This is a genomic window from Echinicola arenosa, from assembly GCF_014841125.1.
GTDB classification, from domain to species: Bacteria; Bacteroidota; Bacteroidia; order Cytophagales; family Cyclobacteriaceae; genus Echinicola; species Echinicola arenosa.
Genome location: NZ_JACYTQ010000002.1, coordinates 49,446 through 63,955, shown reverse-complemented (window position 1 = coordinate 63,955; position 14,510 = coordinate 49,446). Strand labels below are relative to the sequence as shown.

13 protein-coding genes and 1 tRNA gene are annotated in these 14,510 nt (G+C 40.2%); 8 read left to right on the top strand and 6 right to left on the bottom strand.

All coding sequences use genetic code 11. From position 1 onward, the window contains the following. Window positions 1-176: 176 nt before the first annotated feature. Window positions 177-923 carry a GntR family transcriptional regulator gene (locus IFO69_RS05200; protein WP_192009031.1) on the top strand — a complete coding sequence of 249 codons (747 nt, stop codon included), beginning with the start codon at window positions 177-179 and terminating at the stop codon, window positions 921-923. Between the two features lie 559 nt (window positions 924-1,482). Here the strand turns inward: IFO69_RS05200 and IFO69_RS05195 are convergent. From IFO69_RS05195 to mltG, 4 genes are all read right to left on the bottom strand, one after another. Next, a tRNA-Ser gene (locus IFO69_RS05195) sits at window positions 1,483-1,567 on the bottom strand. A 132-nt stretch (window positions 1,568-1,699) separates the two neighbouring features. Continuing rightward, entirely contained in the window at window positions 1,700-2,638 is a 939-nt protein-coding gene (locus IFO69_RS05190) for a YihY/virulence factor BrkB family protein (protein ID WP_192009030.1), read from the bottom strand. A gap of 13 nt (window positions 2,639-2,651) precedes the next feature. Continuing rightward, window positions 2,652-3,056 (bottom strand): acyl-CoA thioesterase, encoded by a 405-nt coding sequence (locus IFO69_RS05185; protein ID WP_192009029.1) that lies wholly within the window; start codon window positions 3,054-3,056, stop codon window positions 2,652-2,654. A gap of 1 nt (window position 3,057) precedes the next feature. Next, window positions 3,058-4,101, bottom strand: a complete 1,044-nt coding sequence (gene mltG / locus IFO69_RS05180) for an endolytic transglycosylase MltG (RefSeq protein WP_192009028.1) — start codon at window positions 4,099-4,101, stop codon at window positions 3,058-3,060. 172 nt (window positions 4,102-4,273) lie between these two features. On the opposite strand from mltG, the gene IFO69_RS05175 reads away from it, so the two are divergent. The 5 genes from IFO69_RS05175 to ctlX all read left to right on the top strand — a co-directional run bounded on the left by IFO69_RS05175 (window position 4,274) and on the right by ctlX (window position 10,254). Continuing rightward, the gene (locus IFO69_RS05175) at window positions 4,274-4,903 is read left to right on the top strand and encodes an L-threonylcarbamoyladenylate synthase (protein WP_192009027.1); all 630 of its coding nucleotides are present in this window, start codon (window positions 4,274-4,276) and stop codon (window positions 4,901-4,903) included. Window positions 4,904-4,951: 48 nt separating this feature from the next. After that, window positions 4,952-5,581 carry a WbqC family protein gene (locus IFO69_RS05170; RefSeq protein ID WP_192009026.1) on the top strand — a complete coding sequence of 210 codons (630 nt, stop codon included), beginning with the start codon at window positions 4,952-4,954 and terminating at the stop codon, window positions 5,579-5,581. An 82-nt stretch (window positions 5,582-5,663) separates the two neighbouring features. After that, complete coding sequence (locus IFO69_RS05165; protein WP_192009025.1) at window positions 5,664-8,192, top strand: ATP-dependent Clp protease ATP-binding subunit; 2,529 nt, start codon at window positions 5,664-5,666, stop codon at window positions 8,190-8,192. Window positions 8,193-8,313: 121 nt separating this feature from the next. Further along, window positions 8,314-9,234: a hypothetical protein gene (locus IFO69_RS05160; RefSeq protein WP_192009024.1), complete on the top strand. Its 921-nt coding sequence runs from the start codon at window positions 8,314-8,316 to the stop codon at window positions 9,232-9,234. Window positions 9,235-9,309: 75 nt separating this feature from the next. Continuing rightward, a complete protein-coding gene (gene ctlX / locus IFO69_RS05155; protein WP_192009023.1) occupies window positions 9,310-10,254 on the top strand; it encodes a citrulline utilization hydrolase CtlX in 945 nt (314 codons plus the stop codon). Between the two features lie 64 nt (window positions 10,255-10,318). Here ctlX and purB read toward each other — a convergent pair whose 3' ends face one another. Then, complete coding sequence (purB, locus tag IFO69_RS05150; protein WP_192009022.1) at window positions 10,319-11,662, bottom strand: adenylosuccinate lyase; 1,344 nt, start codon at window positions 11,660-11,662, stop codon at window positions 10,319-10,321. Window positions 11,663-11,838: 176 nt separating this feature from the next. Next, window positions 11,839-12,552 (bottom strand): DUF4397 domain-containing protein, encoded by a 714-nt coding sequence (locus IFO69_RS05145; protein ID WP_225444008.1) that lies wholly within the window; start codon window positions 12,550-12,552, stop codon window positions 11,839-11,841. Between the two features lie 337 nt (window positions 12,553-12,889). Here IFO69_RS05145 and IFO69_RS05140 point away from each other — a divergent pair, with 337 nt between their 5' ends. Both IFO69_RS05140 and IFO69_RS05135 read left to right on the top strand, forming a co-directional pair. Beyond that, window positions 12,890-14,002, top strand: coding sequence for a ferredoxin--NADP reductase (locus tag IFO69_RS05140; RefSeq protein WP_192009020.1), 1,113 nt, complete (start codon window positions 12,890-12,892; stop codon window positions 14,000-14,002). Between the two features lie 10 nt (window positions 14,003-14,012). Further along, window positions 14,013-14,495, top strand: coding sequence for a hypothetical protein (locus IFO69_RS05135; RefSeq protein WP_225444007.1), 483 nt, complete (start codon window positions 14,013-14,015; stop codon window positions 14,493-14,495). Window positions 14,496-14,510 lie beyond the last annotated feature (15 nt).

The window sequence follows — 14,510 nt, the reverse complement described above, 5'->3', positions numbered from 1 at the left end:
TGAAAAAAAATCATATTGTAGAATCATAAGTTGGGTTTTAAAATGCCTGCCTCATTATTAAAGGTGCTGGAAAAATGCATCTCGAATTTAAAGAAATAGTATGATTCAGGAGAAATGTAAAGTAATGTCGGAGATATGTCTGTATACTTTACTTCGAATAACTTTAAAAGTGAAACATGCAGATTAAAGATTTTAGAGTAGATCTCAAAAGTTCTATTCCTTACCATGTACAGGTAGAAAAATACCTAAGAGAACTTATTCGAATAAAGGAATATGCATCGGGAGAGTCCTTTTTGCCCAAAGAGGAAAGTTTGGCTAAGCGGTTTGGTATATCTAGGAATACCGTCAGGCAGGCTATTGATAAGCTCGTGCAGGAAGGGCTGGTGGAAAGGAAGAGGGGAGTAGGTTCCAAAGTCATTAGTCAGAATATCTCCACAAGGCTAGATCAGTGGATCTCCTTTACCAAAGAAATGAAGGATAAGGGGATTGAGGTAGTGGAGTATTCTGTGAAAGTGGGATTCGAATTGCCGGAGGAAAGAATATTAAAAGCCTTAAATCTTTCTACAGAGACAGTATTGTGCTGTATGGAAAGGGTGAGAGGTGCGAAAGACGCGAAGTATCTCTACAGTACTTCATTTTTCCATCCTAGGATAGGCTTGACGGGGAAGGAAGATTTTTACCAGCCTCTCTATGAGATGTTGGAAAAGGAATTTCATGTGATTGTGGCCATCTCCAAGGAAAAACTCAAAGCAGTAGCCGCATCCAGCAAAATTGCGAAAGCACTTGATATCAAAAAAGGAGATCCTGTATTGAAAAGAGAAAGAATTGTCTTAGATCAAGGGGATAGGCCTGTGGAGTATAATGTGGTCTATTATGCCACGGACTTTTTCTCCTATGACATTGACTTGAAGCGAGAGTTTTAGTTTGTAGGATGATATATGAAGTTTTAAAGTAATAGATCTTATACTCATTCTGTATTCCAATATTTCATAACTGGGCGACTCAATAAATTTGACGACCCTCAGGTTTTTTTGAAAATACATCAAGTATCCTTGAAAATTCAATACCTAGAAATTCAAAAGGAATTTCATGCTTTTCCGACAAATGAGTCAACTATTTTATTCCCATAATCTTCCTTCACCAAAATTTAGTTTTTGCGAATCGTACACTTCATACAGCTTGTATCCCTCGTACAGTACGAATTGTACTAGAGTTTGAACTTGCTTTAGGAAAGAAATGCTAATGTGACGCTCTATGATCCAAAAATCAGATAAAATCGCTACTAAATTCGCTACTGATCTAAAAATAAAAAAAAACGCTAAATATCACTATTTCAGAATATTAAGTTTTGTCTTTCAGAGGAGGAGAGGACCGAGTGTTAAGAAACAGTCCGGTGGACTGTTTTAACGAGGGGCCAGCAAGCAGGGTAGCCCCGACGACTCCAAACGAAAAAAGCCAGGCTTTATGCCTAGCTTTTTAGTGCAGAGGAGGAGGGATTCGAACCCCCGGTACCTCGCGGTACAACGGTTTTCAAGACCGCCGCATTCGACCACTCTGCCACTCCTCTGGGTCTGATGCGTATTTTTTGAAGACGTTTATGTTTGTCTTACGGTTTGCAAAGGTACGGCTTAGTTTGATATTTGCAATACTTGGCTTGATAAAAATATTTTATTTTTCCTAACTCACTGGTTTTGGGCGACTAAATTTTTGAATATCTTTTTCCCTCGGCGGCTTTGTCCAAGCTTACATTGATCTCGAAGCAGATCAAAATGATAAAGGAGGTAATCAGCAACCAGAGCATTAGTGCAATCAAGGTGCCGATGGAACCATATAATTTATTGTAGCTGGCGAAATTATTCAAATAAAAAGAGAAGAGGTAGAACCCCAAAGTAATCAATAGACCTGCAGTGGTAGACCCTATGGAGAAGAAATGCCACTTGTCATGGACAGCAGGAGCAATTCGGAAGATGAATGCAGTGGCCACCATAAAGAGCACCAGGAGAACAAAGAACCTGAGGGAGGTAATAAGGTAATATAGGATATTGTTGGAGACAACACCGTATTCTGTGAGCAGGGTTAATGTTTTATTGCCAAGAATCATAGTTAGTACAGCAGCACAAATATCCAAAACCAAAATGAGAATAATGGTGACAGCAATAGCCCTGGTTTGAAAGAAGCCTCGGTTTTCTTTGGTTCTATAGCAGGCGTTAAACGCACTCATCAGAGACACAACGCCGTTGGTAGAGAGATAAAGTGCTAAAAAGAATCCAAAGGAAAGCATGCCTTGTCTGGGTCTGCTGATGATGTCCCGAATGGTGGCTTCGGTGCCTTCATACAAAGGAGGAGGCATTACTTCCTTAATAAAAATAAGGATGTTTTCAGGAGTGACTTCCGGGAAAAAGATTTCCACAAAGGGAAGCATGTTCAGCAAAAATAGAATCAATGGAAAGAGGGCTACCGTAAAGTTAAAGGCCACCGCATTGGCACGGTCATCAATTTCATCTTTTTTCAGTTGGTGAATAAAGATTTTCCCAACATCGTAAAGGTTCTGATTAGGGTTCTTGAGGTGGATGCATCGAAGCTTTTGGGCTTGCTTGTCCAGCCTTTCCAATATATCATGCACTTTCTTTTTGACCATCAGTGCTGTATCTCTAAAAGTAAGCTTTTAATAAATCTAACAAATCCTTGGGAGGTCTACACGGTCTGTAGTTGTCTTTTTTTATGAAAGTCAATATGGTATACCCTTTATGGATCAGTTCTTTGGTCTCATTCATTATTTCGTAATCAAACCTGATTTTGATGCCAGGCATTTCCTTGATGATGGTTTTAATGGTCAAAAGCTCATCATATTTGCCTGCTTTGATATAACTATTGTGATTTTCCAAAACAGGCATCATGACACCCTCGTCTTCCATTCTTTTATAGGAAAAGCCGATTTGGCGCATGGACTCCACTCTGGCCACTTCAAAATACATAGCATAATTGCCGTAATATACATAGCCCATCTGATCTGTTTCGGCATACCTTACACGTACTTGGGTTTCAGCTGTAAACATATTAAAATACTTTCGCGGCGTTCAATGCGTTTTGGTATTTCCTTGCTTGGTTTAAATGGTCCCGGAGATTGGTAGAGAACACATGGTAACCAGAGAAATCTTCTTTGGCACAGAAGTAAAGGTAATTGTGTTCCTGATAATTTAATACGGCATTCAAAGAAGATTTGTCAGGGAGGTTGATTGGTCCTGGAGGTAAACCTGCATACATGTAAGTGTTATAGGGACTATCGATCTCCTTATGTACATTCAGGACACGTTTGATGCTGAAGTCTCCCAAGGCAAAGACCAAAGTAGGATCAGCCTGTAAAGGTATATTCCTTTGTAGCCTGTTGATATATACACCTGCTATTTTGGCCCTTTCATCTTTTTTGGCTGTTTCCGCTTGTACAATGGATGCTAACGTGGAAACTTCCACTGGACTCATGTTCAAGGTTTCCGCTTTCGCCTTCTGGTCATCGGTCCAGAATTTGTTGTATTCCCTGTACATGCGGTCAAAGAGTTGTTCCGGAGTCATGTCCCAATATACCTCATAGGTATCGGGTATAAACATGCTCATAATGGTCTCCTCGTTGAAGTCAAATTTCCGAATGTATAAGCTGTCACGGATTAATTCGAGAAATTGATCTTCTCTGATTTCTAGATTTTTACTGATTTTCTCAGCTAAATCTTCCTTAGTTCTGATGTTGTTGAATGTCAGGTTGATAGGTGTTTGTTTTCCTGATCGAAGCAAGGTGACCAGTTCTTTATTGGACAATTTAGGTTCGATGGTGTAGCGTCCAGGTTTGACATTCTCCTGATATTTCATCATTTTGGCTACAAAGCTAAAAGAAATGACATCAGTGATGATTTCATTATGGGTGAGACTGTCAGAAACTTGTTGGAAAGTAGCATTACTCGGAATATACAATACAGCTGCTTGGTCAGTTTCTGTTAGGGTGTTAGGACTGAAGAATACTTGGTAGAAGTAAAAAACAAAGGAGGAAACCAATACGGAAAAGGCCACCATTCCTACCATGTAATATTTTTGATTCTTTTTTGTGATCATAAGATAATAAACGGCTCAGGTTTTAGCTTTGGGCAAAAATAGCTAAATAAAATTAAAAGGTATTTTTAAGTCTTCAGACTTTCAAGAAGGAAATGTATAGAGATTAAAATGCCGTGTTTTGGCCCTTGATTTGTTTTAGTTTAGTTTAACGCTTTTATTTTAATTGAATGTTATGCCTGCAGAGCTGATTAAAATTTACCCTGAAAACCCAAACCCCCGCCAAGTAAATCAAGTGGTTGATGTGCTGAGGAAAGGAGGGGTTATCATTTATCCAACGGATACCATTTATGGTATTGGATGCGATATCTATAATCAAAAGGCGATAGAGCGAATCTGCTTGATCAAAGGGGTGAAGCCTCAGAAACAGAATTTTAGTTTTATCTGCTATGACCTTAGCAATATTGCAGAATATACCCGGGCGCTGAGTACACCAGTGTTTAAGGTAATGAAAAAAGCCTTGCCGGGGCCGTTCACGTTTATATTGGATGCCAATAATAATGTGCCCAAATTGCTGCATAGTAAAAAGAAAACTGTGGGAATTCGAATCCCCGACCATAGTATTCCTCGTATATTGGTTAAGGAGCTAGGGCAGCCCATAGTGACAACTTCCATAAGAGATGAAGATGATGTATTGGAATACAGTACAGATCCTGAATTGATCTATGAGAAATATCGGGATTTGGTAGATGTGGTGATTGATGGAGGGTATGGAAACAATGTCGCTTCCACAGTGGTGGATTGTACAGGGGGAGATATCGAAGTGGTAAGGCAGGGGCAAGGTGATTTGGAGGAAATGCTGTAAGATTGAAGGAATCAGGTGGAGGCTGGCATGATTTGATTATTTTTGGGCATGGAAAATAAAGTGATTTTAGCTGATTTGTTTTACTTGCCGCCAATCGAGTTTTTTGTAGTCGTACAGGATTTTGATGAATTAAGGCTGGAAGCGCATGACAATTATCAGAAGCAGACATACAGAAATAGGTCGTTGGTTCGTTTGGCCAATAAGGTGGAGACACTCAGTATACCTGTAGTTGGAGGTAACAAAAAAGTAAAATATAGTAAGATAAAGATCGATTATCACCAAAAATGGAAGAATGTTCATCTAAGAGGGATCAAAAGTGCTTATGGGAAGGCTCCTTTTTTTGAATATTTTTTTCCGTATTTTGAGGATGTATTTCAGAAAGAAGTTGACAATTTGTTTGATTTCAATCTCGAATTACTGACACTTTGTCTGAAACTCTTAAAGTTCAAGACAAGAATTACCCTAACATCCAACTACACCAATAAGCCCACGGGGGTAGACCTAAGAAGTAAAATCGTTGCAAAGGAGGCATTTGAGTCCAGAGAAATATATTACCCCAGCCCCTATCACCAATTATTTGGCTCAGACTTTGTACCGAATTTAAGTATTATCGATTTGTTGTTTTGCGAAGGCCCTCTGGCTAAAGAGGTTATTGCAAGATCCAAAAAAAACAACTGAACAATCTTTAAAAGAATTGTGTTTTTAAAACAAATTCGGTAAAATTAAGTATAGAATTATTCACAATTCAGAAAGGAACTAAATGGAAGCAAAATTTTCAAATAGAGTGAAAGAGGTGATCTCTCTAAGTCGTGAAGAAGCTTTGCGTCTGGGACACGATTACATTGGGACCGAACATCTCTTACTGGGCATGATCCGTGAAGGGGAGGGTGTCGCTGTTTCCATATTAAAGAAATTAGGAGTGCCTTTGGATGAGCTTCGCAACTCTGTGGAGCGTGCGGTCAAAGGGACGGCCAACCATAATGTAAAAAACTTGGCCAATATTCCATTGACAAGGCAATCTGAAAAAGTATTGAAGATTACTTACTTGGAAGCTAAAATATTTAAAAGCCAACTTATCGGAACGGAACATTTATTATTGTCGATCCTTAGGGATGAAGACAATATTGCTACCCAGATTCTGCATAAATTCGATACCACTTATGATACCGTAAAAGAAATGTTAGAGTTCCAAACTGATCAGACCCCTCGCTCAGGTGCAGAGGCGGATGATACAGATGAGGAAAGCAGCAAATTATTTGGTTCGTCCGGTGGTTCTTCCAGTGGTGGAGGAAAAGGTTCGACAGAAAAGTCCAGAACTCCTGTTTTGGATAATTTTGGTAGAGATCTTACCCGAATGGCAGAAGATGATAAACTGGATCCTATCATTGGTAGGGAAAAAGAAATTGAGCGAGTTGCCCAAATTCTTTCCAGGAGAAAGAAAAACAACCCTATTCTTATCGGGGAACCTGGCGTGGGAAAAACTGCCATCGCGGAAGGTTTGGCTTTAAGAATAGTTCAGAAGAAAGTTTCCAGAGTGCTTTTTAACAAGCGAGTGGTGACTTTGGACCTTGCTTCTTTAGTGGCTGGAACCAAGTACAGAGGTCAGTTTGAGGAGAGGATGAAAGCGGTGATGAACGAGTTGGAAAAATCTCCAAATGTGATTCTCTTTATTGATGAGTTGCACACTATTGTCGGTGCAGGAGGAGCAAGCGGTTCGTTGGATGCGTCCAACATGTTCAAGCCTGCTTTGGCCCGTGGAGAAATCCAATGCATCGGTGCGACTACTTTGGATGAGTACAGACAATACATCGAAAAAGATGGTGCTTTGGCCAGAAGGTTCCAGATGGTGATGGTAGATGCCACTTCACCAGAAGAAACCATCCAGATACTAAACAACATTAAGGACAAATATGAAGATCACCACAATGTAAACTATACCCCTGAGGCCATAGATGCATGTGTGAAACTTTCAGATCGATACATTTCAGATCGATTCTTACCGGATAAGGCAATTGACATCTTGGATGAAGCGGGTGCCCGTGTACATATCAACAATATCCATGTGCCAGACGAAATCCTAAAGTTGGAAGAAGAGGTAGAAAATATCAAAGTTGAGAAAAACAGGGTAGTCAAAAGTCAGAAGTATGAAGAGGCTGCCCAGTTAAGAGACCGCGAGAAAAAACTACTGGAACAGTTGGAAAATGCGAAAGCCAAGTGGGAAGAAGAAAGCAAAACCAAGCGATACACAGTAGAGGAAGACAATGTGGCTGAGGTTATTGCCATGATGACAGGCATTCCTGCCAAGCGAATTGCGCAAAATGAGGGCAGCAAGTTGTTAAACATGGGTAATGAATTGCAGGGTAAGGTTATTGGCCAAAGCGACGCGATCAAGAAGCTAACCAAAGCCATTCAACGTACAAGAGTAGGTTTGAAAGATCCTAAAAAACCAATTGGGTCATTTATTTTCCTTGGCCCAACAGGAGTTGGTAAAACAGAGTTGGCAAAAACGCTGGCTACTTATTTGTTCGATAAAGAAGATTCATTGGTACGTATCGACATGTCCGAGTATATGGAGAAATTCAGCGTATCCCGTTTGGTAGGAGCGCCTCCGGGTTATGTCGGATATGAAGAAGGTGGACAGCTGACTGAAAAGGTTCGTAGAAAGCCTTATTCAGTAGTCTTATTGGACGAGATAGAGAAGGCTCACCCTGATGTATTCAACTTATTATTACAAGTGTTGGACGATGGTATCCTTACTGATGGTTTGGGCAGAAGAGTGGACTTTAGAAATACAGTGATTATCATGACTTCCAATATTGGTGTGAGGGATTTGAAAGATTTCGGTTCAGGAATCGGATTTGCCTCTAAAGCCAAGGAAGAGAACATGGATGAAGTGATGAAGTCAACTATCCAAAGTGCTTTGAAAAAAGCATTCAGTCCAGAATTCTTGAACAGACTTGACGATGTAGTGGTCTTTAACTCCTTGGATAAAAAGGATATTCACAAAATCATCGATATCAGTTTGGAAAAACTCTTCAGTAGAATTACTGATTTAGGTTACAAAATTGAACTTTCTGATAAAGCCAAGGACTTCTTGTCCGACAAAGGATATGATCAGCAATATGGTGCAAGACCACTAAACAGGGCAATCCAGAAATACCTGGAAGATGCTATTGCTGAGGAAATTCTTCGTGGTGAGCTGTCCGAAGGGGATGTGATCAAGGCAGACTATTCCGGTAAAGGGGATGAGCTGACGATTACAGTACAGAAAAAAGAAAAAGCAGATTAGATTTTAATAAACGGTTTATTCGAAAGTGGTTCGCCTTGGCGGACCACTTTTTTTAGGCTTTTTTAACATTAAATCCCGTGTTCCTGTTATTCATTGGTCTTTCTTTTGCTAATGCTGGCTTATGAAATTTATTTTCCACATCATTCTGAAACTGACCTTTTTGGCTTCATTGATGCCCTATTTATTGTCAGAGAAAATCTACAACAAGTATGAAGTCAGAATTAATCCACAAGTTCAGGATTCCTTGTATTATAGCGGCAAGGAAAGAGGACAAGTTGACCCAAAACTTCTAAACGAAGCCAGTGGCATAGCCGCTTCCAGAACGTATGATAATTTGCTATATACCCATAATGATAGCGGAGGAGAACCTATTATCTATAAGCTTGATTCAATGGGGAACTCTATCGGTAAAATTAAGCTGTTGAATACTCACAATAGGGATTGGGAGGATATCGCAGTAGGGCCAGGTGGAGATGAAGGAAAGTCTTATATTTATGTCGGAGAAATAGGAGATAATGAAGCTCAATATCATTCCATCAAACTATTAAGGTTTGAGGAACCGAATGCTGATGAATCAGAAGTGGAGGTAGAGCCTGAGGTGATCAAACTAATTTATCCTGATGGAGCTAAGGACGCTGAAACACTCATGGTAGATCCATGGAACGGTGATGTTTATATAGTTAGTAAGAGGGATTCCAGTAATATTTTATACCGTGCTCCAGTAGATCAGTTGAGAGAGCAGGAAGAACTGGAACTTGAAAAAATAGAGAAACTGCCTATTACCATGTCCGTTGGAGGAGATATTTCTCCAGATGGCAAGGAGATCATCATCAAAAACTATTGGGTGGTTTATCATTGGGAAAGAAATGAAGGAGAGAGCCTAGCTGAAGCCCTATCACGAAACCCCGTTCAATTGCCTTATGTGCCAGAACCTCAGGGTGAAGCGATTGGGTTTGCCAAAAATGGAAACAGCTATTTTTCATTAAGTGAAGAGCGATTCCGGATCAAACCAATTTTATACCAGTACTATAAAAAACAATAAGCTAGAAAGCTGTTGTTTTGTAACTTTACACTTTCGATAAAGAGGGGCGATTGTGTTTTGGGATAAAATGAAAAGATGGCATTACAAACAACTTCAACGGTATTGATGGTAAGGCCGGCAGCTTTTGGGTTTAATCCAGAGACAGCCGAGGACAATTTATACCAACAATCTGACCGAAGAGATGAGAAGGAGCTGCAAGATTTAGCATTGAAGGAGTTTGATGGGGTCGTGGAACAGCTCAAATCAAAGGGCATTCACATCATAGTTATGGAGGATAGTGAAAGGCCAACTAAGCCAGACGCTATTTTTCCCAATAATTGGTTCAGCACCCACCAGGATGGTCGATTGCTCCTATATCCCATGCTATCAGAAAACAGGAGAAAGGAAAGAAGAAAAGACCTGGTTGATGTACTTTCTAAAGAGGGGTATAAGGTAGAGGAAATTGTAGATCTTACATTTTTTGAGGATGATGGTCAATTTCTGGAAAGTACAGGGAGTTTGGTGCTGGATAGACAATATCAATTGGCCTATGCATGTATTTCAGAAAGAACCCATCTAGTTCCCTTACATTATTTTGAACAGTTGATGGGATATGAAATTATAGAGTTTTCGGCTGTACAAGTGCTGCAAAAAGAGAAAATCCCTATCTATCATACTAATGTGATGATGCACATTGGGACGCAGTTGGCAGTAGTTTGCTTGGACAGTGTCGAGCGAAAAGCCGAAAAGATGAAGATCAAGGAAAGTCTGGAAAAGAATGGAAAGAAAATTGTACCCATTACTATTCCACAAAAGTTTGCTTTTGCAGGTAACATGCTGGAATTGCATAATGACAAAGGGAAGAAGTTTACCGTAATGTCAAGGACAGCTTATAAAAGTTTGAAAGCAGGGCAAAAGCAGATTATTGAAAAATATACAGAGGTGATTATCCCGGAAATCCCAACCATCGAAAAAGTCGGGGGAGGTAGTGTACGCTGCATGTTGGCGGAGATTTTTTTGCCTAAGAAACTGATAAAATAAAAAGAGGCTTTCCTTGTAACTTAATGCTTCAGGGAAAGCCTCTTTCTTTTAAATCCTATAATTATTACAAGCCAGTGTAGTTGAATGGAGAAATTACCCTCAATTCTGCTTTGATCTCATCCGAAACATTTAAAGTTTCAATAAACTCCTTAATAGATTGTTCGGTGATTTTGGAATTGGTTCTGGTAAGTTCTTTTAATGCTTCATACGGTTTAGGATATGCCTCTCTTCTGAGGACAGTCTGGATGGCTTCTGCCACTACAGCCCAGTTTTCTTCCAAATCCGCCTCAATCGCCGCTTGGTTAAGCTCCAATTTGCCCAAACCTTTTTTCAAGGACTCAAATGAAATCAACATATGGGCCAATGGCACACCGATTACGCGCAATACCGTACTATCTGTAAGGTCTCTTTGAAGCCTACTGATAGGGAGTTTGGCCGCCAGGTGCTCCAACAAGGCATTGGCAATGCCCAAGTTACCTTCTGCATTTTCAAAGTCAATAGGGTTGACCTTATGGGGCATAGCTGAAGAACCAATTTCACCTGCTTTGATTTTTTGCTTAAAGTAGTTCATGCTGACATATTGCCAAACGTCCTTCGAGAGGTCCAGCAAAATGGTATTGATACGCTTTAGACCATCAAATAGAGCAGCAAGGTTGTCATAATGTTCAATCTGCGTGGTTGGGAAACTTCTTTCTAAGCCTAAATATTGCGTCACAAAATTGTTAGCAAAAGCAGTCCACTCCAGTTCAGGATAGGCCACCTTATGGGCGTTCATATTTCCGGTAGCTCCACCGAATTTGGCTGAATGGGGAACTTGTTCCAAAAGGGCCAGTTGGTTTTCAAGTCTCGTGACAAACACTTGGAACTCTTTTCCTAAACGGGTAGGAGAAGCAGGCTGTCCGTGGGTCTTGGCGAGCATGGAGATATCCTTCCATTCTTCGACTTGGCTTTTGAGTTTGCTGATAACTTCGTTTAAGCAAGGAAGTATAACCTCTGCCAAACCTTCTTTCAGCATAAGAGGCGTAGAAGTGTTGTTGATGTCTTGAGAAGTCAACCCGAAATGGATGAACTCTTTTTGGGCTTCCAGTCCCAGCTTGTCAAACTCATTTTTCAAAAAATACTCCACCGCTTTCACATCATGGTTGGTAGTCTTTTCTATTTCTTTGATGGCCTCTGCATCTGATTCTGAAAAGTTATCTACTATGGCACGGAGTTTTGGGAAAAGATCTTTGGAGATGCCCTTTAGCTGAGGTAAAGGCATTTCGCATAAGGCAATGAAATATTCCACCTCAACCCGTACTCTATATTTGATTAGGGCATATTCAGAAAAAAAGGCTCTTAGAGGGGCTGTTTTACTTCCATACCTTCCATCTACAGAGGATACAGCGGTCAGCGTATTTAAATTCATGATAACTTCTGTTTGAAATTGAATGACGCTGCAAAAATAATTTTTTATAACGTAAAAGCCCCCTTATTTGGTTTTATTTTCATTCAAAGGCTTGTTATACTGGCTCAAACGAAAAAGGGTAGGCTGTCCCTTGGACAACCTACCCCTGTGCTTATGAACAATAGTTGGAATAATTTTTAATAATTCGGATAGTTCCTGATGACTTGCAAGCTTAGGTCATCGATAGAAGAAGAGGCCTCTTCAGGAGCTGCGTAACCTCTTACAATAACGGTATAGATTCTTTGTGTGCGAAGGTCAAGGTCTTCAGCCGTCAAGATTACTTCGCCTGTTGTCGCATTGGTGATGTTAAAGGAAGTAAGTTCCGCATCTATTTCTACGAAATCAGTAACATTTTTGTATTCCTGATTGGAGAATGTTGCTGCTTCATCATCATTTACAACAAGATTTACTGCTGGAGCATCAGGAGATAAGTGCACCAATCTGATCATGGCTTTACCCTCAGAAGGTTCATCCCAGTTATCCTCAGCTATGACCGTTTCCATGGCTGACTCTTCTCCATCAATAAAGAAGAAAGTGTAGGGTTGGTTCTCATTGAGCGTTACGGCTGTGTCCAACAATGAATTGGCCGCATTCCTGTTTTTGAATGAAAGGTTTCTCTCACCCGTATAATAATTTCCATAAGTAAAGAAGTCAGTATACTCAAAGTTATTGGTGTTATATAGTCTTCCGTCCGCATAGATACTGACAGCTCCCGTTTCAGGTGATCCATGGTAGTAAGCCACGTAAGCGACAGGAGGAATGTCTGCTGCATCTTCATCATCCAAACAGCTGGTAATCACTAAAGGTGATAGGGCTAGGAAAAAGAGTCCAAGTGTTCTCTTCCAATTCATAAGCATTTTGTTTTTGTTTACTCCGGTTAACATAATCATGTTGGTTTAATCTATTACTTCTCTTTCTTTTTCTGCTTTTGTTCTCGAAACGTAAGCTTATGTAAAAACGCTACAAAGCCGTGAAAAAAAAATATCCGTGCAGTGATCTATATAGGTACAAAACGCGCTTATCAATGTTAGATGTATGGTTTGAACTGATCTATTGTTCCGCTTTTGGGAACATCTTTTTGAATAATATGTTGTATAAAGGATTTTAACTTTAGGATTAGGGGGATTTTAAAAAAATCGGCCTTAATTTTGAAGCCAAATAACAATACAGGATAAAATTCAAAGAGGAATGTTATTTAGCCTATTCAAAAAAAATAAAGAAGAGAAGAAAAGAGGAGGTCAATATTTATCGCTGAAAGTCAGAGAGGTGGTGAAGGAAACTCCTGATGCAGTCAGTATATATTTTGAGCAGCCAGAACCATACTTGGAATATCAGCCGGGTCAATTTTTGACCTTGATATTAGAGGTAAACGGGAAGGAAGAAAGAAGGTCTTATAGCCTTTGTACCTCTCCATATTTAGACCCACATCCCGGTATCACGGTAAAGAGGATTGACGGTGGCGTGGTGTCCAATTTTCTCAATGAAAATATTAAGCCCGGAAAGACCATAGAGGTGATGAAACCCCTAGGCCACTTTACTACTGATTTTCATTCGAAGAACAAAAACCACTTCATTATGATTGCAGGAGGAAGTGGTATTACACCGATTATAGGGATTGGTAAGTCCGTTTTGGTCAATGAACCACAGTCTAAGGTGACTTTGATTTATTGTAACCGATCGGAAGATCAAATCATCTTTGATCAGCAGATTCAGGATTTGACCAAGAAATATGAAGGCCGATTTGAAGTGGTGCATATCCTTTCCCAGCCATCAGAAGAATGGTCAGGTTTTAAGGGCCGGCTAAATGAAAGTGTGATAGAAGATGTGTTGAAGACAAAACATTATTCAGAAGCCGAAAAAGAACTGTATTTTCTATGTGGTCCAGAAGGATTAATGGAAGCGAGTGTGGAAGCACTGTTGAAAATGGACGTTTCTCATGATTCTATCCATAGGGAGAGCTTCTATACATCTTCCTCTGATGAGGCGGAAGAAGCCGCTAAAGAAAAATCCGAGGGCCAAACAGCTTTGACACGTGAGGTAAGTATCAATCTCGAAGGGGAGACCTATACTTTTGAAGTACCTCCTGGGAAGACCATCCTGGAAGCAGGCTTGGACGAAGGACATGATATGCCCTATAGCTGTCAAAGTGGGCTTTGTACAGCTTGTAGGGGCAGGCTGACCAGTGGAGAGGTAAGCATGGAACAAGATGCAGGACTAAGTGAAAACGAAAAGAAAGAAGGTTACATTCTTTGCTGTGTTTCTCACCCTACCTCAGAAGATGTCAAAGTAGATATCGGATAAGCTGATGAATATGCTGAAAAAGAATTTTAGGGTATTGGAAAGGAATGTACTCATCTTGATTGCCATTCCTTTGCCCGCTTTCGCATTTGCCTACCTGTATACAACCAGCAGTAATATGGACCTGGACATCCCTAGTTTGCCAGATGCCTTAAAGCCGGTGTTGCTGGGGTTGGTTTCAGCTTTGCTACTGATCAGCTTTGTGAACTTCAATCAAGGATTGAAAAAGTTAAGAAACCCGTTAATGCCCTTGGAAGCAAAACTGGAAAGATACAGTAATATGACCATGACCAGGTTTTGGCAATTGTTTGCGTCAGGTTTTTTGTGTGCCATAGGGCTTCTGATATATCAAAATGCTGGTTTTACCGTGCTTTATGCAGTGACCTTGGTTTTTGTTTCCTTGGGCAAGCCCACTCCTGATAGGATTATCAGGCTTCTGAAGTTAAAAGGAGAAGACCTGCAAACTGTGGTGGATTTCGGCCGAAGAGAAGAATAAAAAAATCCCCGGAAA

What these genes read in the sequence shown, in the direction of transcription:
- IFO69_RS05200 (WP_192009031.1), top strand. Translation starts at nt 177, where the DNA reads ATGCAGATTAAAGATTTTAGAGTAGATCTCAAAAGTTCTATTCCTTAC.
- IFO69_RS05190 (WP_192009030.1), bottom strand. Translation starts at nt 2,638, where the DNA reads ATGGTCAAAAAGAAAGTGCATGATATATTGGAAAGGCTGGACAAGCAA.
- IFO69_RS05185 (WP_192009029.1), bottom strand. Translation starts at nt 3,056, where the DNA reads ATGTTTACAGCTGAAACCCAAGTACGTGTAAGGTATGCCGAAACAGAT.
- mltG (WP_192009028.1), bottom strand. Translation starts at nt 4,101, where the DNA reads ATGATCACAAAAAAGAATCAAAAATATTACATGGTAGGAATGGTGGCC.
- IFO69_RS05175 (WP_192009027.1), top strand. Translation starts at nt 4,274, where the DNA reads ATGCCTGCAGAGCTGATTAAAATTTACCCTGAAAACCCAAACCCCCGC.
- IFO69_RS05170 (WP_192009026.1), top strand. Translation starts at nt 4,952, where the DNA reads ATGGAAAATAAAGTGATTTTAGCTGATTTGTTTTACTTGCCGCCAATC.
- IFO69_RS05165 (WP_192009025.1), top strand. Translation starts at nt 5,664, where the DNA reads ATGGAAGCAAAATTTTCAAATAGAGTGAAAGAGGTGATCTCTCTAAGT.
- IFO69_RS05160 (WP_192009024.1), top strand. Translation starts at nt 8,314, where the DNA reads ATGAAATTTATTTTCCACATCATTCTGAAACTGACCTTTTTGGCTTCA.
- ctlX (WP_192009023.1), top strand. Translation starts at nt 9,310, where the DNA reads ATGGCATTACAAACAACTTCAACGGTATTGATGGTAAGGCCGGCAGCT.
- purB (WP_192009022.1), bottom strand. Translation starts at nt 11,662, where the DNA reads ATGAATTTAAATACGCTGACCGCTGTATCCTCTGTAGATGGAAGGTAT.
- IFO69_RS05145 (WP_225444008.1), bottom strand. Translation starts at nt 12,552, where the DNA reads ATGAATTGGAAGAGAACACTTGGACTCTTTTTCCTAGCCCTATCACCT.
- IFO69_RS05140 (WP_192009020.1), top strand. Translation starts at nt 12,890, where the DNA reads ATGTTATTTAGCCTATTCAAAAAAAATAAAGAAGAGAAGAAAAGAGGA.
- IFO69_RS05135 (WP_225444007.1), top strand. Translation starts at nt 14,013, where the DNA reads ATGCTGAAAAAGAATTTTAGGGTATTGGAAAGGAATGTACTCATCTTG.